This is a genomic window from Pseudocitrobacter sp. CD920760, from assembly GCF_057782505.1.
Map to the genome: position 1 here is coordinate 3,210,978 of NZ_CM173490.1, position 23,780 is coordinate 3,234,757.

Annotated in this window: 21 protein-coding genes; 5 read left to right on the forward strand and 16 right to left on the reverse strand. The window is 51.3% G+C overall.

Translation table 11 applies throughout. From position 1 onward, the window contains the following. Positions 1-106 precede the first annotated feature (106 nt). The 4 genes from araH to AC1MKH_RS15090 form a co-directional block, all read right to left on the reverse strand. The gene (araH, locus tag AC1MKH_RS15075) at positions 107-1,087 is read right to left on the reverse strand and encodes an L-arabinose ABC transporter permease AraH (protein WP_253899039.1); all 981 of its coding nucleotides are present in this window, start codon (positions 1,085-1,087) and stop codon (positions 107-109) included. 14 nt (positions 1,088-1,101) lie between these two features. Then, positions 1,102-2,616: an L-arabinose ABC transporter ATP-binding protein AraG gene (gene araG, locus AC1MKH_RS15080; RefSeq protein WP_276219868.1), complete on the reverse strand. Its 1,515-nt coding sequence runs from the start codon at positions 2,614-2,616 to the stop codon at positions 1,102-1,104. A gap of 65 nt (positions 2,617-2,681) precedes the next feature. Continuing rightward, positions 2,682-3,662 (reverse strand): arabinose ABC transporter substrate-binding protein, encoded by a 981-nt coding sequence (locus AC1MKH_RS15085; protein ID WP_015963984.1) that lies wholly within the window; start codon positions 3,660-3,662, stop codon positions 2,682-2,684. Between the two features lie 292 nt (positions 3,663-3,954). Next, positions 3,955-4,512 (reverse strand): DJ-1/PfpI family protein, encoded by a 558-nt coding sequence (locus AC1MKH_RS15090; protein ID WP_276219867.1) that lies wholly within the window; start codon positions 4,510-4,512, stop codon positions 3,955-3,957. A gap of 603 nt (positions 4,513-5,115) precedes the next feature. Here AC1MKH_RS15090 and AC1MKH_RS15095 point away from each other — a divergent pair. Further along, positions 5,116-5,619: a non-heme ferritin-like protein gene (locus AC1MKH_RS15095; RefSeq protein ID WP_231826973.1), complete on the forward strand. Its 504-nt coding sequence runs from the start codon at positions 5,116-5,118 to the stop codon at positions 5,617-5,619. Positions 5,620-5,685: 66 nt separating this feature from the next. On the opposite strand, the gene AC1MKH_RS15100 is transcribed toward AC1MKH_RS15095, so the two are convergent. Together AC1MKH_RS15100 and azuC are read right to left on the reverse strand one after the other, a co-directional pair. Continuing rightward, complete coding sequence (locus AC1MKH_RS15100; RefSeq protein ID WP_015963981.1) at positions 5,686-5,934, reverse strand: DUF2766 family protein; 249 nt, start codon at positions 5,932-5,934, stop codon at positions 5,686-5,688. 96 nt (positions 5,935-6,030) lie between these two features. Next, the gene (gene azuC / locus AC1MKH_RS15105) at positions 6,031-6,120 is read right to left on the reverse strand and encodes a stress response protein AzuC (protein WP_015963980.1); all 90 of its coding nucleotides are present in this window, start codon (positions 6,118-6,120) and stop codon (positions 6,031-6,033) included. Between the two features lie 208 nt (positions 6,121-6,328). Here azuC and AC1MKH_RS15110 point away from each other — a divergent pair, with 208 nt between their 5' ends. Further along, positions 6,329-7,753 carry an MFS transporter gene (locus tag AC1MKH_RS15110; RefSeq protein ID WP_327621908.1) on the forward strand — a complete coding sequence of 475 codons (1,425 nt, stop codon included), beginning with the start codon at positions 6,329-6,331 and terminating at the stop codon, positions 7,751-7,753. Between the two features lie 45 nt (positions 7,754-7,798). On the opposite strand, the gene AC1MKH_RS15115 is transcribed toward AC1MKH_RS15110, so the two are convergent. Then, positions 7,799-8,437, reverse strand: a complete 639-nt coding sequence (locus tag AC1MKH_RS15115; RefSeq protein ID WP_149462858.1) for an RpiB/LacA/LacB family sugar-phosphate isomerase — start codon at positions 8,435-8,437, stop codon at positions 7,799-7,801. 253 nt (positions 8,438-8,690) lie between these two features. Between AC1MKH_RS15115 and yecR the strand changes: the two genes are divergently transcribed. Further along, positions 8,691-9,029, forward strand: a complete 339-nt coding sequence (yecR, locus tag AC1MKH_RS15120; protein ID WP_276219865.1) for a YecR family lipoprotein — start codon at positions 8,691-8,693, stop codon at positions 9,027-9,029. A gap of 159 nt (positions 9,030-9,188) precedes the next feature. Further along, positions 9,189-9,686, forward strand: a complete 498-nt coding sequence (gene ftnA, locus AC1MKH_RS15125) for a non-heme ferritin (protein ID WP_276219864.1) — start codon at positions 9,189-9,191, stop codon at positions 9,684-9,686. Between the two features lie 34 nt (positions 9,687-9,720). Here ftnA and AC1MKH_RS15130 read toward each other — a convergent pair whose 3' ends face one another. Then, on the reverse strand, positions 9,721-9,960 hold the full coding sequence (locus tag AC1MKH_RS15130; RefSeq protein ID WP_276219863.1) for a YecH family metal-binding protein: 240 nt from the start codon (positions 9,958-9,960) through the stop codon (positions 9,721-9,723). A gap of 194 nt (positions 9,961-10,154) precedes the next feature. On the opposite strand from AC1MKH_RS15130, the gene tyrP reads away from it, so the two are divergent. Beyond that, a complete protein-coding gene (tyrP, locus tag AC1MKH_RS15135) occupies positions 10,155-11,366 on the forward strand; it encodes a tyrosine transporter TyrP (RefSeq protein WP_231826969.1) in 1,212 nt (403 codons plus the stop codon). A 31-nt stretch (positions 11,367-11,397) separates the two neighbouring features. Here the strand turns inward: tyrP and AC1MKH_RS15140 are convergent, their stop codons facing one another. The 8 genes from AC1MKH_RS15140 to mzaA form a co-directional block, all read right to left on the reverse strand. Continuing rightward, positions 11,398-12,066: a YecA/YgfB family protein gene (locus AC1MKH_RS15140; RefSeq protein ID WP_276219862.1), complete on the reverse strand. Its 669-nt coding sequence runs from the start codon at positions 12,064-12,066 to the stop codon at positions 11,398-11,400. Between the two features lie 114 nt (positions 12,067-12,180). Then, positions 12,181-12,576, reverse strand: a complete 396-nt coding sequence (locus tag AC1MKH_RS15145; RefSeq protein WP_276219861.1) for a hypothetical protein — start codon at positions 12,574-12,576, stop codon at positions 12,181-12,183. Positions 12,577-12,611: 35 nt separating this feature from the next. Next, positions 12,612-13,780, reverse strand: a protein-coding gene (locus AC1MKH_RS15150) for an IS3 family transposase (protein ID WP_488450847.1) whose coding sequence is annotated in 2 segments (ribosomal slippage) — positions 12,612-13,531 and positions 13,531-13,780 — 1,170 coding nt in all. Because the reading frame shifts where the segments join, the coding sequence is not laid out codon by codon here. A 563-nt stretch (positions 13,781-14,343) separates the two neighbouring features. Next, entirely contained in the window at positions 14,344-16,140 is a 1,797-nt protein-coding gene (gene mzaE / locus AC1MKH_RS15155) for an MZA anti-phage system associated AIPR family protein MzaE (RefSeq protein WP_276220360.1), read from the reverse strand. Next, entirely contained in the window at positions 16,127-17,155 is a 1,029-nt protein-coding gene (gene mzaD, locus AC1MKH_RS15160; RefSeq protein WP_276220361.1) for an MZA anti-phage system associated PD-(D/E)XK motif protein MzaD, read from the reverse strand. Before mzaD ends, mzaE begins: the two co-directional genes overlap by 14 nt. Next, positions 17,139-19,997: an MZA anti-phage system associated Z1 domain-containing protein MzaC gene (gene mzaC, locus AC1MKH_RS15165; RefSeq protein WP_276220362.1), complete on the reverse strand. Its 2,859-nt coding sequence runs from the start codon at positions 19,995-19,997 to the stop codon at positions 17,139-17,141. Before mzaC ends, mzaD begins: the two co-directional genes overlap by 17 nt. Then, positions 19,994-21,496 (reverse strand): MZA anti-phage system associated ATPase MzaB, encoded by a 1,503-nt coding sequence (gene mzaB / locus AC1MKH_RS15170; RefSeq protein ID WP_276220363.1) that lies wholly within the window; start codon positions 21,494-21,496, stop codon positions 19,994-19,996. Before mzaB ends, mzaC begins: the two co-directional genes overlap by 4 nt. Next, a complete protein-coding gene (gene mzaA / locus AC1MKH_RS15175; protein WP_276220364.1) occupies positions 21,493-23,544 on the reverse strand; it encodes an MZA anti-phage system associated sigma-70 family RNA polymerase sigma factor MzaA in 2,052 nt (683 codons plus the stop codon). Before mzaA ends, mzaB begins: the two co-directional genes overlap by 4 nt. Positions 23,545-23,780 lie beyond the last annotated feature (236 nt).

A 23,780-nucleotide genomic window follows, 5' to 3' on the forward strand; every position in this document is an offset into this window, starting at 1 on the left:
TTAAAGTATAGACAGTGTGACGCGGCTCGCCATTTTCAAATGAAAACGCCGGTGGGATTAGCCACCGGCGCTGTCAGTACATACACTTAAAAATTGGGTCCGTTTTTTAGACTGTTCGTTTCGCTTTTTGTTTGTAGCGGTCAAAGATAACCGCCGCCAGCAGAATCAAACCGCGTACCACATACTGCGAGAATGGCGAAATATTCAGCAGGTTCATGGCGTTTTCCACCGTGCCCAGAATCAGTATCCCGGCCACCACGTAGGAGATTTTCCCGATACCGCCTTTGAGCGACACGCCGCCCAGCACGCAGGCTGAGATAACAATCAGCTCATAACCGATAGAGGTCATCGGCTGTCCGCTGGTCATACGCGAAGCCAAAATAATCCCCGCCGCTGCCGACACCAGGCCTGACAGAATAAAGATGATAATTTTGGTACGAACCACCGGAACACCTGCCAGACGTGCAGCCTCTTCGTTCCCGCCAATCGCCAGAGTATTGCGCCCAAAAGTGGTCTTATTCAGTAATAATCCGAAAATGATTAAACAGGCCACGGTCAGCCAGATTGGCGCAGGTAAACCGAGCCAGTTAGCGTATCCCAGTTCAAAGAAACGCTCATCTTCAATCCCTACGGCTTTACCATCAGAGATGATATAGGCAAGGCCGCGCACAATTTGCATGGTGGCAAGCGTGGTGATCAGGGCGTTGATCTTCAGTTTGGCAATGACGAAGCCGTTGACCAGACCGCTCAACACGCCCAGCATCAGCCCGGCGAAGACGCCTATCCACAGGCTTTCTGTCAGGTTAATCACCACCGCAGCGGTGACGCCTGCGCAGGCAATCACCGAGGCAACGGAGAGGTCAAAGTCGCCAGAAGCCAGGCAGAACAGCATCCCGCAGGCGACCATGCCGGACATCGATATCGCCAGCCCCAGCCCTTTCATGTTGACGAAGGAGGCAAAATTCGGCACAAAAATCGCGCAGCCGATAAACAGTACCGCGAAGACAACCAGCATGCCGTACTGATCCCAGATACGGCCAAAGCTGAGTGATGGTCGGCGTGCGCCGGAAGTCGTTACAGAAGACATCATAAACTCCTTTCTCAGGCGACGGCCTGACTCACTTTAGGCATAGCGAGGCTTAACGCCTGCTGTTCATTCGCGCTGCCATGCAGCAGTTCACCGGCAATTTCGCCTTCGCGCATTACCACGATTCGGTCCGCTACGCCCAACACTTCTGGCAGGTCGCTCGAGGCGAACAGTACTGCCACGCCGGACGCCGCCAGTGCGTAAATGACGTTATAGATTTCATGCTTCGCGCCCACGTCAATGCCGCGCGTGGGCTCATCAAGCAGAATGACTTTCATCTCTTCCGACAGCCAACGCCCCAGAATCGCCTTCTGCTGGTTACCGCCGGAAAGATTCATAATCAGCTGCTCGGCACCCGGCGTTTTAATATTCAGAGATTGAATATGATGATCCGCGTTGCGCGCCTCCCAACCGTTGTTGATCAGGCATCCGGCGTGAATATTGTTGCGCCGTGCGCTGATGTTGATGTTGTCGCGTACGGAGTGAACGGGAATAATCCCTTCGGCTTTGCGATCTTCCGGACACAGCATCATGCCAGCGCGAATCGCATGCGCGGGCTTGTCGATGGTGACGGCCGCGCCATCAATATAAACCTGGCCGCTGGATATTTTGTTACCGCCAAACAGCCCTTTCATCAGTTCGCTACGCCCGGCCCCAACCAGCCCGAACAGGCCGACGATTTCACCGCTGCGCACCGTCAGGGAAATGGGTGTCCGCACGCCTGGCGCCTTGACCTGGTCCAGCCGCAGGCGCTCCGCACCGTGTTCGCGTGGCTGCCAGCCATAGATGTCACCAATGTCACGCCCGACCATCGCCTGAACCAGACTGTCGTGGTTCACTCTTTCCATATCGCTGAAGGTGCAGACATAACGTCCGTCTTTAAAGACGGTGATGGCGTCGCTCAGGGCAAAAATTTCTTCCATACGATGAGACACATAGATGATCACGCGGCCTTCTTTGCGCAGTTCGCGGATCACGCGGAACAGATTCTCAATTTCACGCGCTGAAAGTGAGCTGGTCGGTTCGTCGAAGGCGATGACTTTCGCGTTGCGGGCCAGCGCTTTGGCAATTTCCACCATTTGCCACTGACCGATAGAGAGATACTTCAGCGGTGTGTCCGGGTCGATATCGAGCCCAAGATGCTGTAACTGTAGCCCGGCTTCGTAGTTCAGCAGCGAACGATTAACAATGCCGCCTTTGCTGGGCAACTGCCCGAGGTAGATATTTTCCGCGACGGTCATCTCCGGCACCAGGTGCAGTTCCTGATAGATAATCGCGACGCCAGCGTTCAGCGCGGCGGTGGTATCCGCAAAGGCGACATCCTGCCCGCGCAGCGTTAGCGTGCCCGCCGTCGGCGCGTAGTTGCCGCTAAGAATCTTGAGCAGCGTAGATTTCCCGGCGCCGTTTTCACCCATCAGCGCGTGCACCTGGCCGGCATAGCAGTCGAAGCTGATATCGGATAACGCTTTCACGCCCGGGAAGGTTTTAGAAATGCCGCGAAACGAGAGATAAGGGGTTGACTGTTGCATAACCACTCCTGAATGACAGGGTCACATCTCCCCCGGCAACCTGGCCAGGGGAGAGACATCACGACTTACAGACCTTTTTTCGCCAGCTCTTCTTTGAAGTTTTCACGGGTAATCAGTACCACGTCGGTAACCGCAGTAAATTTCGGCGGCTCTACGCCCTTCTCAACCCAGTTGTAGAGCATTTCACTGGTTTTGTAGCCGTGAATATCCGGGCTTGGCAGCAGGGAACCATAGAAGCCGGTAGCCTGTGCTTTCGACAGTTCGTTCACTGCATCCACACCGTTGATACCGATGCCGATGACGTCGGCCGCTTTAAAGCCCTGACCTTCCGTCGCACGCACGCCACCCAGTACGGTGTTATCGTTCATACCGACGATCAGCCAGTGCTTCACGCCTGGATGTTGCACCAGCATGGAGTTACCAGCATCGAAGGCGCCGGGGATATCGTTAGATTTGGTTGGGACCTGATAAATCTGTTTTTCCGGGAAACCCGCGGCTTTCAGCGCATCCAGCGAGCCGGTGGTGCGACGACGCGCGGTATCCAGCTCGTTCGCCGTGATCGCCATCACGGCGGTATCTTTCACGTCCCAGCCGCGTTTTTGCATCTCTTTATAGAGTTCCTGCCCCTGACGTGCGCCGATTTCACTGGCCGCCATCATCACCAGCGGAACGGTGTCCATCGGTTTGCCTTTGGCGTTAACGAACTGGTCATCGACGGTGATCACTTTCATGTCATAGCCGCGCGCTTTCGCCATAATTGCCGAGCCCAGTTTCGGGTCTGGGGTACAGATAACGAACCCTTTCGCGCCGTTAGCCGCCAGGCTATCGATGGCGTTCAGAGTTTTCTCGCCGTCGGGCACGGCAATTTTAATCACGTCAAAGCCCAAATCTTTGCCGGCTTTGTCAGCAAACTTCCATTCGGTCTGGAACCACGGCTCTTCCGGTTGTTTCACCAGAAAACCGAGCTTCAAATTTTCTGCCATAGCTGATTGTGACATAACCGCTGCCAGGCCGATGGCGGCCAGCGCTTTAGTGAATTTGTGCATGGTATACTCCAGCCTTTGTGCTTTTATTTGTAGGGAAATAATCGGTTATAAAATTTAATTAGGACGTAAAACAACGTATTAGCCGTTTCGTTAATTGCTATACGGTTGTTAGCACATTAATAGCGGGAAAATATTTATCCATAAGAGAGCCGCATCACACCGCAGAATTACAGTAGTTGCATACATGGATTTAGCAGAAAATGACATACAGAAAGGGCGAATTGTCCGACAATTCGCCCTGGCAATAGCATTATAATCTATATTGTTAGCTAACTAATCCTTGTTTAACGGGTTACCACGGATAGTAGATGTGGTCCGCGTGATCGCGGACTGGCGCCTCATCCCCTAATAAGCGCGCCGCTACGGTAAAGGCGAAATCGAAAACATGACCAAATCCTTTTCCGCTGATGAGGTTGCCATCTTCCACTACCGGGGCATCAATATACTCACCGTCTTTAATATCCTGCCATAAGTCGCCAGAACAGACGTAGCGACGGCCTTTCAGCAGGCCGTTACCTGCCAGCACGCGGGCGGCGGCAGAGCAAATGGGGCAAATATATTTTCCGGCTTCATCATGTGCGGCGACAAACTTCACCACGTCTTTATTTGCCGCGAGATTCACACTGCCCTGCGGCCCGCCGGGCAGTACCACGGCGTCGTAGATTTTATCCATGCGTTCTGCAAGCGTGGCATCCGCCACCATCGGGATATCGTGATAGCTCACCACCGCACGCGATTCAGCGCAGGACACCAGTTCAACCTCAAGATGCAAACGACGCAGAATATCAATTGTGACGATCGCTTCACCTTCTTCAAACCCGGGTGCTAACAGCACGGCAACCTGTTTCATTGTAACTCCTGTTTTATCGTAATCGGGGATTGGCCGGATAATTGCGCGCGAACCAATCTGCCTCACCACTGGCAAAAATGATCTAAAACAATTTACTGGCTATTGAACTGTTTGCCTGACTCATAAAATAAACAAACAAAAATAAACCACTGTTTCATTTTATTCTACGAATAGTACGTAATGCCTGGCAAGCAGTGAAACAGGTTTATGTGATCGTCCACGAAAAATGCTAATGCGATCACAAATAAAGATGAGGCTTAATATATTCACCATACAAATCATATAGCTGTAATAATTAATTACGGTAACATGCGCAGGCATAATCCTTTTCTGGAATATAGTTGTAACAAAACGTAAATGAACAAACTTAAGAGTTTTCTTAGATGGTGACGCGCGGTATTATTTTTCGAGCCGATTCAGGAATCGTACATCGGTCACATTCAGAGGTCGTCGAATATTACATTCTGTCATTGTTCTCTGACGCGTAAATAGCGCGATTTAAACTTGCATTAATTTACGCTACTTAATCGTAGCGTCATGATGAAAAGTAAGAATCCCGATTGTTAACGCGAGTTGTCCCTTCCAGGAAATAAGGATATTGGTATGGCAGTCCCAGGAATGGTTCAAAAACTGAATACTCAAATGAACCTTGAGTTTTACGCATCGAATCTCTACCTCCGTCTGAGCGAGTGGTGTTCCGAACAACGTCTCAACGGCACCGCAACGTTTCTTCGCGCACAGGCACAAACCAGCGTCACGCAAATGATGCGCGTGTTTGATTACATGAAGAAATCCGGCGGGTACCCGGTAGTGAAAGCCATCGAGCCGCACGAAGAGAAGTGTGCCTCACTCGAAGAACTCTTCCTGAAAACCATTGAAGAGTATAATCAGCGCAGCAATACGCTTTCTGAGCTGGCTGAACAAGCGAAGGTTCTGCGCGACGACAGCACGCTGAGCTTCTTAACCAATCTTGAAGAAGAGCAGCAGCAGGATGGGGTTTTACTTCAGGCGATTCTTGAAGAAGTACGCAGTGCGAATAAAGCGGGCCTGTGTATGCAACAAACCGATCAGCACCTGCTGAACGTAGTGAACCACCAGGTGCACTAATCCCTCCCCCGCTCTACAACCGGCAGCATAAACCTGCCGGTTGCAAATCACGTCTCAATTACCCAATCAGTGTGCTTCACCCTGCGGTGTAAACTTCAGCTCAATCAGGGCAATCGCTTTCTGGATGGCGCGCAGCGTGACCGGGTCAGCTGACGGATGCCCGGCGAAATCGATAGATTTCAGCTGAGTGGACATCTTCTCACGCACTTCGACGGGGGCGATGACATCGATGACATCAAGAATTTGCTTAATGACCAACTGGCAGGCTACCACGTCGGATACCAGTTCTTCATCAGCAGTCAGGTTCTGGGACATATACGCTCCTTAACATTTAGGGGTACTATGGTACCCGAAAGGACCGAAGCGCGCCCCTTACAGACATAAAAAAACCTGCCGTGGCAGGTTTTTTTATCAGAACATAGCGCCTGGCGGTACGTCTTTGAAGGTTTTGCAATAGTTCTCGAACATGCTTTTGAGGATTTTGCGCATGCGTTGTTTCATTGTGATGCTCCTATTTTGTTACGCAGGTGTTATTGTCTTTTGACACATAGTATGACATTCATCACAAAAATCAACCAAAACGAGATGTACATCACGTTTATTTTTTCAACAAATGGCGATAAAGACCTATTATCTGAAACAAATCCGTTACTTAGCTTAAAACTTAAATTATAAAATTTGCATATTATTTTGATAGGGTAAAACAGAAATGAGTGAGCCTCTCCAGGCACAAAACGGGCGCGGCCTGTCGCCCGCTGCTCTGTTGGTTGCTGGCGCGTTTTTTATGGAGTTTCTTGATGGCACCGTGATCGCCACCGCCCTGCCCGACATGGCCAAAAGTTTCGGCGTTGACGCCGTCGATCTTAACATTGGTATCAGCGCCTATCTGATTACGCTGGCTGTACTCATCCCTGCCAGTGGCTGGATAGCCGACCGATTCGGCGCCCGAAAAATATTCACGCTGGCGCTGGCTATTTTTACTCTGGCGTCCGTATTTTGCGGCCTGGCGACCACTGTCGACAGTTTCGTCGCCATGCGCATTCTTCAGGGGATGGGCGGCGCGCTCATGGTGCCCGTTGGGCGTCTGGCGGTTTTGCGTACCACGCCAAAACATCTGCTTATTACGGCCATCGCCACGCTAACCTGGCCTGCGCTCATCGCACCAATTATCGGGCCGCCGCTGGGCGGGTTTATCACCAGCGTCGCGGACTGGCGGTGGATCTTCTTTATTAACGTTCCACTGGGTATTATCGCCATTTTGCTGTCGCTACGTATCATTCCCGATATACGCGATGACGAACGCCGCCCCTTTGACCTGCCCGGTTTTCTCGCCACGTCGGTGGCGATGGTGAGCCTGGTATGCGCCATGGAGGCGCTGGGCGGACAGAGCATGCAGAGCGGGCTGGTGCTGACACTGTTTGTTATTGGCGGGCTGGCGTTTTATTACTCGCTGTATCATTTCCGGCGGGCAAAATGGCCAATGATCCGCCTGGATGCGCTGAAGGTCCCGACCTTCAGGGTCACGATGTACGGCGGATCGCTGTTCCGCGCCTCAATCAGTGCGGTGCCATTCCTGCTGCCGCTGCTTTTTCAGGTCGGTTTTGGGATGGACCCATTCCATTCCGGCCTGCTGGTGCTGGCGGTATTCGTCGGCAATCTGACCATCAAACCCGCTACCACGCCGTTGATTCGCTGGCTGGGTTTCCGCCGCCTGTTGCTGATCAATGGCGCATTGAACGTGCTGGCCCTGACCGCCTGCGCCTTTTTAACACCACAAACGCCCGTATGGGCCATATTACTGGTGCTTTATTTAGGCGGCGTATTCCGTTCCATCCAGTTCACCGGCGTGAGCACCCTGGCTTTTGCCGACGTGCCAGGCCCGCAGATGAGTTATGCCAATACGTTGTTCAGCACTGCCAGTCAGTTAGCCATTGGGCTTGGCATCACTCTCGGGGCAATCGGTATTCGTTTGGGGGAGAAAGTCAGCGAGGTGCTGGCGCTCGGCGCAATGCCGGGGATAAGCTTCAGACTGGCGTTTGTGTTTATCGCCCTGATCTGTCTGATTGGGATGATGGATACGCTACGGCTGACTAAAGATGCCGGTGTGTCGGTATCCAGAAAAGTGAAGGCGTAGAAACAAAAATCCCCACGCAGGTGGGGATTTTCATATCATGCAGAATTAGCCGAGGATCTGGCGCACGAACGCTTCGATCTCTTTATTCTGGCAGTTTTCGAAGAAGCATTGCTGGAAACGCTGACCAGAAACGGCGGTTTTCACCAGTTCCGGGTCAATGGCGCGCAGCGTATCCAGATAATTTTCTTTCACCACTGCGGCTTTGACCTGGTTCAGAATGCCCGCGTTACGCACCTGCGGTTCTTTACGCTCTGGCGGATAGCCTTCACCGTTGCGCCCGGTGAACGCTTTTTCAAAGATAAAGCGCACGTTCAGTTCCGCACCCCAACCGAACCCTTTCGCGAATGGCAGCGACAGCGCGTTACCGTTGTTGATCTGCGCGAACAGGAAGGCATCAGCCGGGTCGATACAGTAGCCGCACACCACGCCCGGGTGGATGTTGAGAGACATCAGCGCGCCCTGGCCGGTACCGCAGCCAGTCACCACGAAGTCAACCGCTTTGGAATTCAGCAGGATGCTGGCCATGATACCCAGGTGAATGTAGGTCAGATGATGGTCGTTTTCATCGCTCATACCTACGTTGAAAACCGGGAATCCTTTTTCATCGGCAACCGCTTTTAACTCATTATGAATGATGGCGTTTTTGCTGGCCTGGCTGTTTTCCATCATCAGTGCAATTTTCATTCTTTCCTCTCCTGAATGCAGCGCGGGCGTCTCCCGCAAGGGTACGATAACAATGTATCAACCTTACAACCTTGCAAACATACTTTCAAATTTTATGAAAAATGGTTTTAAAATTCACAGCAAGGCTCACATTTTTGCTTGCCCGATGGAAAATCGTCGCCTTAAGAAGGCAACGTTATCGTCTTTATTCGAGGGATTACCCGCGCTTGTCTATGCCAGGATAAAGCAATGATAGATTGCCTCGAGTACTACCATGAAAACTCTCTTCCCGATTAGCGCTATCGCGCTGGTGCTTTCAGCCTGTAGCGTCCACCGACAGGCTGCCGTAAGCGAAATGGATGCGACCAGCGGGATCGTACGGCTGACGTATGGCCAGGCGATGTTGCAGAACGCGAAAACCGACGACTATGTTGTTACCGGCACCGCGACCAATGCCTGCCAGCAAATGGGCTATGCCACTGCCTTTGCCTATGGACAGCCAATTACCACCTGCGTCAGCAGCAGCGGGCCATTATGTATTAATGAAAGCGTGACGCTGCAGTATCAGTGCAGGGGGATCGCCGTTACGCCAGTTGCGCCGGCCTGGAATTAAATTATACGCCGGAATAAATCCCGGCGATATTATTATGCCAATGCGTTTTATTCCCATTCGCATTATTAAATAAAAATTTTTATTTTTACCTTTTGCAAATAATTTAATAACAACTTATAGTTCCTCCATAATTAATTAACGCCTTTATGGAGCCTGACAATGTTAAAAGCGGAAATGATCGAGAAATTAAACCAACAAATGAATCTCGAGCTTTATTCCTCCCTTCTTTACCAACAGATGAGCGCCTGGTGCAGCTTCAATAGTTTTGAAGGGGCTGCGGCATTTCTGCGACGCCACGCACAAGAAGAGATGCAGCATATGCAGCGTCTGTTCGATTACCTGACCGATACCGGTAGCCTGCCCTGCATCAGCAGCGTCGCCTCGCCGGTGGCAGAATATGCATCGCTGGACGATCTGTTCCGTGCCACCTACGAGCATGAACAGCTGATCACGTCTAAAATCAATGAGCTGGCACATGCCGCGATGACCAATCAGGATTACCCAACCTTTAACTTCCTGCAATGGTATGTGGCTGAGCAGCACGAAGAAGAGAAACTGTTTAAATCTGTGATTGATAAACTGACCCTCGCCGGTAAAAGCGGTGAAGGCCTCTACTTTATTGATAAAGAGCTTTCTACGCTCGATACGCAGAATTAATTAACAGGCAGCGGCGTTAATTCGCCGCTGCTGATTAATGTCGACAGATTTTACTTTCCGCCGTTGTGAAGCCCGCGTCCACCGGAATAAACTTGCCTTTTTTCTCCAGAAAAGCCACCAACTCAGCCGCACACATATTCTCTGCCGAACAGGTATGAAAACGCGCACTCTCGCCAAAACGACTTTCAATCGCCGCCACCAAACTTTCTGTTGAATAAGACTCACCCGATGCGATCATCATATTCAGTACTTCATGACCGTGAATAGATTCCATAATGCCTCCGCTAAAAACCGCACAATAACCTGCATTTGACTTACCTGTTTTGCGCTAGCGCAGACTTTCGTCCCTCGCCTCAGTTGTAAACATTTTATTACACCCACTGTAATCGCGATTTGACGAATCGTCTGGTTTCACATAACCTGCGCGACATATTTGTGTCGTATATGCGTGCTGTAGCAGAGGAAAGCGTGAAGAACCGTACCCTGGGGAGTATTTTAATCGTAGCGGGCACCACGATTGGTGCAGGGATGCTGGCGATGCCGCTGGCAGCGGCTGGCGTTGGCTTTGGCGTGACGCTGGTGCTGTTAATTGGGCTCTGGGCGTTGATGTGCTACACCGCCCTCCTGCTGCTGGAAGTGTATCAACACGTGCCTGCCGATACCGGCCTGGGCTCCCTGGCGCAACGTTATCTGGGTCGCTATGGTCAGTGGGTAACGGGTTTCAGCATGTTATTTTTAATGTACGCCCTGACTGCCGCCTACATCAGCGGCGCGGGTGAACTGCTGGCCTCCAGCCTCAGCCAGTGGTTCTCGGTTGATATGCCGCCCGCCATTGGCGTACTGCTGTTTACGGCAATCGGCGGCACGGTGATTTGCATTGGTACATCGCTGGTCGACCTTTTCAACCGCTTCCTGTTCAGCGCCAAGATTATTTTTCTGGTGGTGATGCTGGCGCTCTTGCTGCCGCATATTCATAAAATCAATCTGTTAACCCTGCCGTTGCAGCAGGGGCTGGCGCTGTCGGCAATTCCGGTGATTTTTACCTCATTCGGTTTCCACGGCAGTGTACCCAGCATTGTAAGCTATATGAATGGCGACATTCGCAAGCTGCGCCGCGTGTTTATGATTGGCAGCTTCATTCCGCTGGTCGCTTATCTCTTCTGGCAGCTGGCGACGCTTGGCAGCATTGAGTCTGGCGTCTTTGCCGGGTTGATGGCACAACATACCGGGCTGAACGGTCTGCTGGAAGCCATTCGCGCGGTGGTGGCTTCGGCCCACGTTGAGCTGGCCGTACACCTGTTTGCCGATCTGGCGCTGGCGACCTCTTTCCTCGGCGTTGCTCTGGGATTGTTTGATTACCTGGCAGATCTGTTCCAGCGTCAGAATGGCGTGCGTGGCCGCCTGCAAACGGGTGGCATCACCTTCCTGCCGCCGCTGGCATTCGCGCTTTTCTATCCGCGCGGTTTTGTGATGGCGCTGGGTTACGCGGGTGTTGCACTGGCGGTGCTGGCACTGATTATCCCGTCACTACTGACGATGCAGAGCCGTAAACATCACCCACAAGGGGGATATCGCGTCGCTGGCGGCACACCCGCGTTATGGTTCGTGTTTGCCTGTGGAATCGCGGTGATTGCGATACAGGTAGCGATAGCGGCAAACCTTTTGCCTGCCGTGGGCTAAAAAAATGCCGGGTAATTTACCCGGCATTTTTTCATTTATTGGCGCAGCACTGTTTGTATTTCTTACCGCTGCCGCACGGGCATGGGTCATTACGCCCCACTTTCCCATCGTTTCTGATTGGCTGCTGCACGGGCGCCACTTTCGGATGCGCCATCCAGTAACCATGCAGCATCAGCGCCGCCGGGCGAATCTTATCGATACTTGCCAGATACTCGTCAGCGGTGAAGTTATCAAGCGCCTCTGCTTTCTCTTCATCGCCGTGCAGCGCGATGGCATCCAGCTCTTCCTGTAACGCTGGCGGTAAACCAGACCAGTCGCTTAAGCCCACACCGCGCATATAGCCATAGCACCACTCTTCAACAACGGTCAGCTCCTGACCTTCTTCCTCGCGCGTGCCGAACAGGGGTTCAAACTGATCGGGATAGTCATTCAGACGCTCGGCGATATCACCCATATGCTGCAGCGTGAGGTTGATGAAATGATCACGCTCGCGATCTGCCGACCAGCGGGGCACGCTATCAGCCCCGCCCCATACGGCCACCAGCCAGTCCGCAGGTTCAATGTCTTGCGGTGAGGAAAGAATTGCCGTCAACATACCGTCCAGCTCGGAAACGTCGAGGATGGATTTATCCGTCGAATGTTTATCGATGGTCTCATCCAGCCATTCCAGCTCGCTTTCGGTTAAGGGTCCTGTTTTCATGTCATTCTCATCGTAGTGGGATTGTGGGGCAGTGAAATTCACCCGCCATCGGTAAATGTTACCACGCCCACCGTGCTGAGATCTGCTTTCACTGAAATGAGGATGACATTATTGCTATGGCTTTTTAGGTGTGCCCGGCTTTTGACCTGCCGCGCGGATTTGCATAAAACGTTGCAAAATGTCGAACCAGAACGGCGCGCCCAGAGAAACGGCGATGATGCTGATGAGCAGGCCGGCTATTTTAGCCAGCCAATGAGTACGAAACGTATCATAAAAGTCATCCCAATCAGTCCATCCAATTGATACTCCCGCAGAAATCAAGTCATTGACGGCATCATGTTGAATCTGTTGAGCAGACTCCGTCTTGCACATTGCCTCCCTGAGCTGTTCTTCTGTGCTTTTACTGACACATCGGGTTGATCCTTTATCATCGCCTTTAACCTGCTCTTCAGTCACCGTTAACAGTTTTTGCAACACTTCAGGGTTGCTCGACAACTGTTTTACCAGCACCAACGTATCCACGTTGAAACTAAGCACTGAAGTGGTCAACTAAAACTGGCCACAGCTTTAGAGTTTTTCCAGTATCGGTTTTCCGGTTCGTTTGGGGGTAACCCACCGTTATAGTCATGCGGCCTTAGCGAGCTGTAATAACCGACGATATAGTCTGTGATCGCATGAGCAGCTTCGCTAAAGTTTATATAACCTGTCACTGGCACCCACTCGTTTTTCAGACTTCTGAAGAAGCGTTCCATCGGGCTGTTGTCCCAACAGTTTCCACGTCGGCTCATACTCTGCCTGATCCGGCAACGCCACAGTAACTGCCGGAACTGCCTACTTGTATAGTGGCTACCCTGGTCACTGTGGAACATCACTCCGACTGGTTTACCGCGAATTTCCCACGCCATTTCCAGCGCTTTGATGGTCAGCCTGCTGTCTGGTGAGAATGACATTGCCCAGCCCACCGGTTTCCTTGCGAACAGATCGAGAACAACAGCGAGGTAAGCCCAACGCTTGCCTGTCCAGATATACGTCACATCGCCGCACCACACCTGATTAGGCTCTGTCACTGCGAACTGTCGCTCAAGACGATTCGGGATAACGATGTGTTCATGACCACCGCGTTTATACCGGTGGGTAGGTTGCTGACAACTCACCAGCCCCAGTTCTTTCATGAGCCTGCCGGCAAGCCAGCGTCCCATTCTGAAGCCTCTCAGGGTTGCCATAATCGCTATACTTCTTGCGCCAGCAGAGCCATGGCTGATGTTATGCAGCTCCAGAACCTGACTGCGTAACACCGCTCGCCTGCCGTCTGGCTTTTCGGGGCTTTTTTCCCAGTATTTGTAGCTGCTGCGATGAACCCCGAACACGTGGCAGAGTGTGACCACAGGATACTGCGCTCTGAGTTTCCCGATTAACGAGAACTGTTCAGGGAGTCTGACATCAAGAGCGCGGTAGCCTTTTTTAATATGTCGTTTTCCATTTCAATGCGTTGTAGCTTTTTCTTCAGCTGACGTATTTCAATCTGTTCCGGGGTTATAGGGGAGGCTTTAGGTATTTTGCCCTGTCGTTCATCCCGCAACTGCTTTACCCATCGCGTCATTGTCGAAAGACCCACATTCATAGCACTGGCCGCAGCTGCAACGGTGTAGTTCTGATCAAGGACCAGTTGAGCGGATTCGCGTTTAAACTCTGCGCTGAAATTTCTTTTTTTCATTGGGACACCTGTATTGTTCTGAGATGAGCATATCACCTCTGTTCAGGTGGCCAAATTCAGTAAACCACTTCAGATATACAGTACTCCGAACACCGAGCCCATGTCAGGAAGGTGAATTTCAGGCACAAAAAAACCACCCGTAGGTGGTTTCACGACACTGCTTATTGCTTTGATTATTCTTTACTTTCCCATGGTACCCGGAGTGGGACTTGAACCCACACAGCGCGAACGCCGAGGGATTTTAAATTCTACGCAGAATCAATGAATTACATAGCAATGTATTGTGAAACTTTGCTGCAATTTTCCTTCAACCTTTACTGTAATTAGCAGTAAATAGATAGACTTGGATAACTTTGAGCACAGAAAAAGCACAGGAGAACAGTTTCCTGTCTGAGAATATTTTAAAGAATGATGATGTGAAGCGCCATGGGGCTACCGGCGTTGTAAGGTGATGTGTAATCTAAGTCTTCAACTAAGAAAAAGTTCGGTTTATTCAACAAAGCCCCGCTGCGAGCAACCCATAACACACACGCGGGGCTTCGATCATGAACTCAGTGGACAATTTAACTACTCATGTGATCTTCCATTTTTCCATGTGCGGAGAAATAGATTTTACTGCGCACATACTCCCAGCATTCAGGCTTCTTCGCCCACTCCGATATCATCCTGCCATTCGCGGATTCAGTCAGAAGACTATTTACCCGATGGGCTAAGCTGACAAGCCGGTTGCCCATCGTTTCCTCAATGCCTTGTTGATTCCATATCTCTGCAAGATCCGTTTGGTTGCCATAAAGATGTGAATAGGCGGCCACGGTATAGGCGGCAATATTCGCCTTAAATGCGGGGAAAAGTGAATTAATCAACTTATAGGCTTTCTTATAAATAATGGCCTGCGCGATGTAATTTTTAAAACGCTCAATGTTCAGTTCATCCCCATAACGGTCAGTATCCTTGTCGATCATTGTCATTAATGCGGCAAAGTTCTTCTGTCCGCCAAGGCTGACTAAATCCGGACGCTGGAGCCAGGCACAGTGATATTTTGCGAAATCCGTTTTTGTTATCCGACGAGATGAAGGAATTGCTTCTTTTAACCGTTTGATTCCAGTTGGTGTTTTACCTTCTCGTTCCAGCATAACCTTATAACTGCCGTTCGCTCGCTCGTAAAACCAACGACTGTATCCGTCCGGGCAATACACCGTGTTTGCCATTTTTTCTAGCTGTACATGTACCGGTCGATTGGCTGACAGATCGGAAATATTGACTTTATTCTGGCTATTCGAGAAGCGCGAAATATCTGCAATTAGCATCTCTTCTTGCGCATTATTTGTCTGTTTCAGCACAATGACTTTTGCGGGTACACGTACGTTACGCAGATTGGTTGCCGGGAATTTCTTTTTGGTGAAAAACATGGAAGCCGTCGTCTGCCCACCGTTGACAATCTGCATCCCCTGCATCCACGCAATACCTGGGCCACCTCCCGTCGCTTCGCCAAGCCTGACCTGATCGGCTACAATCACAATGCCGTTGTTATAAGCCATAAAACGCTCAGGCTGCTCACGTAAAGTGTCGCGAATCCCTTTGTTGACTTTCCCCGTCTGGCTCAGAAATGAGCGAACGTTCGCTTCCAGAATCCGGTTGCCATATTTTTCATAGATAAATCGCAGCGTCTCGCCCGGAACCACCGTCAGCGCATAATCATATTCCCCCATTTCATCCGGGATCCAGACACAGGGGAGTGCGCCTCCCGCCACCTCATCAAAATTAATCTGCAGTTCGTCGCGTGGCTTACCTTCCTGCCAGTGGTTAAACAGGCGGACAATGTCCATAACCTCTAATTTAATGGTTTTACCGGCCACGTCACGGGACTGATACCAGCGGGTTTTCACCTGACCATCGGTCAGAACATAAATTCTGATTTGCTCCAGTTCCGTATAGGACTGTTCGATGGTCGTCACCAGTTGCCAGGCATCATTGGACTGATCGAGCGTGGATGATAATTTACCGTCAATGCACTTCTGCAAAAATTGAATGCAGTGACCAGCAATCGCTTTTGTTTCAGCATCCGGGACATGACAAAGCTCGTCGCTTCCGTGATAGATGCTGACAAAAAGGTCAAGCTGATCGCCATCCTCAGAGAAGGCATAACCGCTTAGTCGCACATTGTGGCCACTGACTTTCGCCATAAAGTGACACGTTTCAGCATCATCGAATGTCATGCCGATATCGGCCATATGACGCATAACAATATCGGTAAAAATCAGTTCCGGAAAAGGCGACTCAACCCCAGGCTGAGCCATTTGATCCTGATACTCCTTGCGAATCTCATTCTGAGTTTGACGTAAAAAATCAATAAGTTCCATGCGGTAATCCTGCAAAGTCTGACAAGCAATGGTTAAAATTTTGAGCCTGAGGAATAAGTGTCTGGAGTTCGAGTTGATAGCACGCACTCACCACCGGCAACGGGACATTGGCATGCGTCAAAGAGGGAAAATCCGCTTCAATGGGAAGTGCGAACGCCTCTGTCAGCAAGAAATGACGTGTATAGAATTCAGCATGCTCAGTGAAATATCCGACGTGACAAAGCGATCCCTCAAAAATACAGGCCGCCGGAGCGTTCCCCTCAAACCGCTGACGCAGACGGCTAATGAGGCCATTGAGGGTAGCGCCAGTGGGATGCTCGCTGAAGCGCAAACCGCACAATATGAGCGAGCCAGGCCGCTGCCAGTCCAGTTGTTCAAGAGCGTGGATGGTTACGCAAAAGCCCTGCTCTGCTGTGGTGCTTTTAACCTCAATGGCACGTTCATCGAGTTCAAAATCCTGTAGGCCATGCTGCGGTCCTACCCATGCTTCGACTGCCGTTGACGACGCAAGACCGCTCTCGATCAACCGCTCCAGACACGTCAGTTCCCCGATTAACCCCACTTCTTCTTCGTGACTGAGTGGACGGGTATCGCGTTCCATAAATGCCTGCCATAAACGAATCCGACGGAGCAGTGTTTCAAACAGACGCGGTTCAGAAACGTTCAGGAGCGAATGGAGAATATCCAGAATCATCGTCGTAAAGACATCCGCATTCCCCATTTTCTGGCGACGGATCATCAAACCGTTCTGCCGTCCCTCCTCTGTACCGGTCATCTCAACGCGAAATCCTTTACAGGACGGCAGCACCGTCGCCCCCGGCAAAAGAGGATGAGGAAACACGGCAATCAGCATTTCTTCATTATCAGGCTGACGACGTCCGGCATGAAAGCTACAGCCCTGGTGCGTGAAAAGCCGAATCCCACGCCAGCCCTGAACGCCGGGCTGTTCGTCTATCTGAGATCTATCTAAGGCTTTCCAGGCCGCCAGCAGATCATCTTTACTCAGCCGAACCATACTCTTGCTCCCACAGTACATTGTTCACTTTGTACTCCACGGTTACCCCACTACGGCTTCCCGGAAAACTGATGCCAAAAGCCACCACAGGCAAGGCATCATCCTGATATTCCGCTGGCGACAATGCCTGTTGCGGATCCAGTAAGTAAATGAGCAGTAACCCTTTTTGACGCTGTGCCGGGATGTCGTTTATGCCAAATCCTTTAATCCGACGCAGTACTACGCCACCAGGAATGACGGGCTCCTCTCGCCCTTCATTGCGTCCGGGATCGGCATGAAAAATACGCTGCGTTTCTGCCAGCGCGGCAAGCCAGGTCGATTCATCGCAGTCAATCCCTTCATCGCGTGGGGAAAGTAAACGGCCAATGGAATAGCGGTCAGTGACCCCCTCAGACGCTTTACGCATCATTAGCGGGACCGAGAAGCCACGGACAGCATGATGACGATCCACTCCCCCACCTATCACCGCCACTGTCCATTGGGTGAGTTCATCAACACGATTCATCCGCGTAATGAAATCCGCCAGCAGTTTGCTGTTGGCTTTCCTGGCCTGAGCGTGGGTCTCATATTCCGTTAAAAAATCAATGATCGGCTCGGGAGAGACGTTTTGCCAAATGACCCCTTGCCATTTTTCAATCTTCTCTCCGCGCCGTCTCTCAGGGATCGGCGCGCCAAAACCGACACGCCCGGTCAGATGCTGGAAGGCCGCGTAGTTACGCTTGTGGTACTCCGATTCTTTAAACAACGAAATCGTTTCGACCACCGTGCCACTGAAAGAGAGCCATAATGAGCGTGCGCTACGCATTTTTAAGGGGGATGTCACCATTAAAACGGGGTGTGATTTCACTTTTAGCCCGAAATCACGCGGGGTTCCGCCGCTGGCGACCATATTGTCAAATTCTTCTCTCAGCTCTTCCGATGCATCCGCAATGTGTTCAAACCATTCAATCAGCTCATCGGTGGTATACAGGCGACATACGTCCAGATATCCCTGGCGATAGCCAAACCAGCGTCCCATCTGCATTAACGTGTCATACATGCGGGAGGCGCGTAAGAAGTAGCTGGTGCATAATCCCTCAAGCGTTAGCCCTCGAGCCAGTTTATCTCCGCCAATCGCAATGACTTTTAAGCCTGTCGCACTGTCAGAATAATCAAGCGCATCCTTCGCCGTTCCGTTTATCATTCGTACCGACACGTTTTCGATCACGGTATACAGCTTGTCGACGATCTCCGGCCATGCAAAGGCGTCGTCCGGAACCTGCTGCGGCATAACGTCGCGGATCCTCTGACTAGTCGGCAAAAAGTCGGCCTGCCAGAGTGATTCAAGCTGATGTATAAAAGGCTCGTGTCCAATCCTTCGCGTCAGTCGTTGTCTCACGTCCTGAATGTAGGCGTTAATATGTTCATAAACGACCGACTGCACTTTATTGAAGCGGGTCACATGGACCAGCATCGAACTGTGTTTATCTCCCTGACCGCGTAATTCCCGGACGCAGCACGCCAGCAAAAAGCTATCGATGGCGTGTTTTAACGAGTCCGGAAAATGGGTTAGCGTATCGAGCGAAGGGTGGTGAGAGCTCTTATGAGAAACAGGCATCCACCCTCTTTTTCCATCATCGCTGCAATGATCGCTCACCCGCCTGATCAAAGGCAGTTCACCGGTCCGCTCTTCCGCAGCGGTCCGACCAAATACCTTCGCCGGGCCGATGTAGTTAGAAGGTGCGCCGAGGTTAATGATAAATGCGGAAGGGAACAAATCTGGGCCTTCATCACGCGTTTCATTGCTCTCGTGAATAAAAATATTGGCAAAGGGCGTGGCGGTATAGCCGACATACGCCTTACGGCTGAACTGCATCAACAGCTTACGAATCAGGCTATTGATTGCCGTTGGCTGATGTTCAGCATCCGGTTTTCCATCGTCATCGTAGACAATTTCCCCCGTATCAACTGAGGCGTTATCCGCCTCATCATCAATCATCAGCAGCGGTAATTCCGAAACAAAACGCTTTCCGGTGACGGGATCAACACTGGTGGCTACATGGTTTTCAATCCAGGTATGCAGGCGTTTCAGAATAGATTTATTTTTCTTTACCACGAACAACCAGGGCCGTTGCTCGGGGCTGATTCCCAGATTCTTAGCCACTCCGGCACTGAAGTCACCCTTTTCAGATCTGTTTGTGACGTAATTCGGACGAATGACGGGATCGCTATCAATATCCCCTACCCCAATGATGGTCACTTTTTCTCTGAGGGGACTCGTCTCGTAACCAAGAAATCCTTCATCAAGACGCATTTGGGTCTGCGAGCGAAGGTTATTATGCAAACCGGCAAGTACAATGATTATCTTATATCCCGCATCCGCGGCTTTACAGATTAGACCGGTATAATGGCTGGTTTTCCCCGACTGAACATGGCCGACCACCAGCCCACGCCGGTCCCAGCGCCCTTCCCGCCCCGGCTGCTCAAGTAATCCAAGAACACGATCCGTTGAACGGTCCAGGGTATCCAGGACTCCCCAGGGCATCGTTTTGCCAAGCCACTGGCGATATCGATGCCAGTAGCGCCACTCGCGTTTCGCATCAGCGGTCAGCCAGGGTTGATGCCCTTCGTCATTACTCAGAGAAGTATCCTCTTCCATCCAGATGCTATAACGGCGAATCAACTCTTCGACCAGAATCTCCCGGTTATCAAGGCGGCCCCACTCCGGTTTCATCTGACAAACCATGTCAATATGTTGGCGCAGAATGCCAGGCGAGATCGTGCTTTTATCATGGCCTTGCAGGAGCGTTTGTACAATCTGCAATACATTCAGTTGCGTGTCATCCAGGGGATTCAAACTCATAGCGATTTCTCTTGTTGATCGTCGGGGAGCTGTGCAATTAATTCGGGATAATTATCGAAAGGTTCCATGTTTTGCAGATGCTGTTTCGCCAGCACCGGTGACATCGCTTGCTGACCAACCAGGGTCTGGTACATGACCTGCAATACGGATAACACCTCTGCGGGCGGTGCGGTTTCAAACCCTGTTCGCGGCGTCTCTTTTGTCTCAGCCGTATCAAGCCAGATTTGCTGAACAGGAACAGTTTCCTCAATCAGTCTTAGCATGGCCTGAATTTGTGGGGATAACTCGCCAGCCTGCGAAAGGACATGGCTGATGACAGGATGTTGTAACGAAATCTGGTAACGAACACCGGATGACGTCTTCTGCGCCTGCCAGAGATGAACGAGTTCTTCGCCGGGCTTGCGCTTATTCATTTTCCCGCGTTTTGCAAATGTCCTTACCGCACGATCGCGTGTTGATTGCGCCAGTTGGGATAACCAGGGACGCAGCGAAACCGGCGGGCGCGCCATCGACTTACGAATATCAATCTTCCAGTCTATGTCGGCATCATTAGGGATATCCAGACGGATCCGCGCAAGGCGGTGGGTTTCATCTTTCGTCCAGGCCCGGGGGCTACCGAGTCCAAGCCAGTTGCCCGCGACCAGCAATCGCTCATTCCGATATACATAGAATCCTTGCTGAGCCGTCCATCCTGCCGGTCCTTGAGCCTGTTGATACTCCTGCGTCGTCAGATGATCCTGATGCGGCAGAACATGACACTCCACCTTCACGGCAGGAGCACCTGGCGCCATTGCCAAAGGCGAATGCCAGGGCTTGGAAGGATGCCCGCTGAGAAAGGGATCCCAGGCTTTAATTTTGCGACCATTAAGGGTGAGAGTGAGCCGGGGAGAGTGCCCCTCAAGGAATCGGTGAAATACCATCGCCAGATGTTGTTCAACGCCATCCATCAGATTGAGGAAATCTTTCTCACCGTAACCGGGTGTGACAATTCGGTCTAAAACTTCCCACAGCACTAGCGTACCCTGGGAGTCAGGTTCCGCATTTGCTAACGCATCCTGACTTCCTGGGTCAGCACCTTCAAGCAAATACCAACCGTCGTCCGTACTGGCGGCGAGAATGTCCAGATCCCACCGCAGGACAGTCGTTATCCCCTCTTTTTTAGAGGAGACAGTCAGACGGCGACATTGCGAAAAGGAGGCGGTTTTGAGTCCAAGACCGAAGCGGCCCAGATCGTGTCCCGGGCGTTTTGTCAGCGGGTTTTTGACACCCAGCCGCATCGCAACATCCAGCTCAGCGGCCGACATGCCGCAACCATTATCCCGAACCACGATATAGCTATCCGAATCACGCCAGTGAAAAGTCAGATCGACCTTACGGGCACCAGCACTAATGCTGTTGTCGATGATATCAGCCAGCGCGGTGGCGGTGTTGTAACCGAGCCCTCGCAGAGCTTCGATCATAATGGCTGCATTCGGTGGCGCATGGCGCATGGTCGTCATTCTTCTTCTTCCTGCATCTCGCTCAACGCGGTTTCCCATTGTTCGACGAAGCCGCCTAATTTCGACGCCCGGCTGTGATGGCGGAGCTTACGGAGCGCTTTGGCTTCTATTTGACGTATCCTTTCTCGCGTGACATCAAACTGTTTGCCTACCTCTTCCAGCGTGAAATCTTGCGTCATACCGATGCCAAAACGCATTTTTATGATCTGTGTTTCGCGGGGCAACAGCGTATTCAGAACCGATGAAATATGTTCTCTTAACTCCAGAGACTGAACGGGAGCGCTGGTAGAATCCCTTTTGGTCAGCAGCGAGTCTCCTGACAACGCCGCTTCGCGGTCCTGAGCGTCATCATGAAAATCACCAATCAGGACCGTCTGTTCTTCATATTTAGCCATCTGAAGAAGTTGACGCTCTGATAGGTCGGTCATTTCCTGCAACTGCCTAAGGGGGGGCGTTATCCCCTGGCGATACAGCAACTGATCCCGACTGCTCCGCCAGCGTCTGAATTGCTCATAGAAGTGAACGGGTAAACGAATGAGCTGCGCCTGATCGGCAATCGCACGGGTGATCTTCTGGCGGATCCACCAGGAGGCATAGGTGGAGAATTTAAATCCACGCCGATAGTCGAATTTTTCAACGGCCTTGATCAAGCCCAAATTACCTTCCTGGATCAGGTCCTCAATATCTAATCCTCGCCCGCAGTGTTTTTTCGCAATCGCGACTACAAGACGTAAATTGGCGTGGATTAACCCCTCCCATGCGTCTCTGTAACTACTGACATACAGACTCACTTTAGAGCATTCATCAGGGCTGAGCTTTTGGGCGCGCTCGACTATCTGTTGCAGGTCAGGGTACTCCGGGCGAGGGATATGATTATCCTGGTACTCTTCAGCTTTCCCACTTCTCAGCAGAATGAGCAGCTCGCTAAAGGTGATGGTGTCATCGTCATCGGCTGCGGCAGAGATTTCCTCCTCCGCTTCTTCCGCGTCGTCTTCCTCTTCAGTAACCTCAGGCGATGTCGCCGGAAGGCAATTCGGATGCAGCAACTGAAGATATTCTGCTTCAGGTAATCTCGCCAGGATCGTCATCAAGTTGATAAGCGCCGTATCCATGCGCTGCCCGAGTCGCTCTTCCTTTGTTTTATCGACGACATCCCATTGGCGAATGTCCACAAGATAACGTTCAAAGATGCCGGACTGCCGCAATGCACCGAAAGCGTCAAACCAGGGTTCGAGATCATCACTCGCCGCTAATTCTCCACAGGCATCACTTTCCGGGAAAGCATCATCGCCATCCACAATCAAAGGTAAGTCCTTGATCAATGCCTCTACGCTAACCCGGAATTCAGACCACGGCATGCCGAAATCCTCTTCCCCGGCGGACCGGATGTCACGAACAGAGACACGACCGGCATCCAGCGCGCCTGTGAGCAACGTTGATAAATGAGGATAATTTTGCGGAGAGTGAGTAACTGATGTCGGCGGGTCAGGAAGCGTGAGTTCAATATCGCTCCACTCAGCAGCGTCATCTTTAGGGCGATAGCGGGATAATAATTGCTGAGTCTCAGCGGAAGCGTGTCGTAATGTCAGATTATCTTCGGCGGGCTCCGACTCTACCTCAGCATCCCACTGCATAAAATCCATTACAGCTTCGGTTTCGGGAGGTTCTGTTTCAACATCGACTCCGATTACAACCTCAATGTTTGCCTCATCATCTAGCCCCCCTGCTGGTTGCTGCCCGGCAGGCGGAGGAGATTGCCGATAACCAGCCAACAGATCACGTAGCGTTTGCTCCTGCGCTAGGTCACTCGCGCAAAACCCGAGGTTGTTTTGATGCTCAACATCGAAACCCGCACACAACAACATTTCGCAAATAGCAAAATGCCCATTCTGGGCCGCAATCATCAATGGGCTATTTCCCATAGAATCTCGTGAATCTTTCGGCAATCCTCTGCTGAGATGAAACTCCACCACGGAGGAGACTCCACTTTTTAGCGCCCGAATAAGTAAAGGGGGGATGCGATAAAACTCAGAAACAGAGCGATGCATGTTGACAGCCTTTCCTTGTATACCATACCCGCTGAAATGCAATCTATCTTATAGGGAGAAAATCGAATTTGGTACTGTATATATAAGCAACATATCATTTTTGGTGATCTTCATCGCTAATTGAACTTTGATGAAAAAATCGATCTTTTGCTGAGATGAAGGACCTGTTAAAGCATTTGCTGACAACACATCTAGTCACGTAGCAAACTGGACTCAGCCCTCCCCGGTAGACCTTC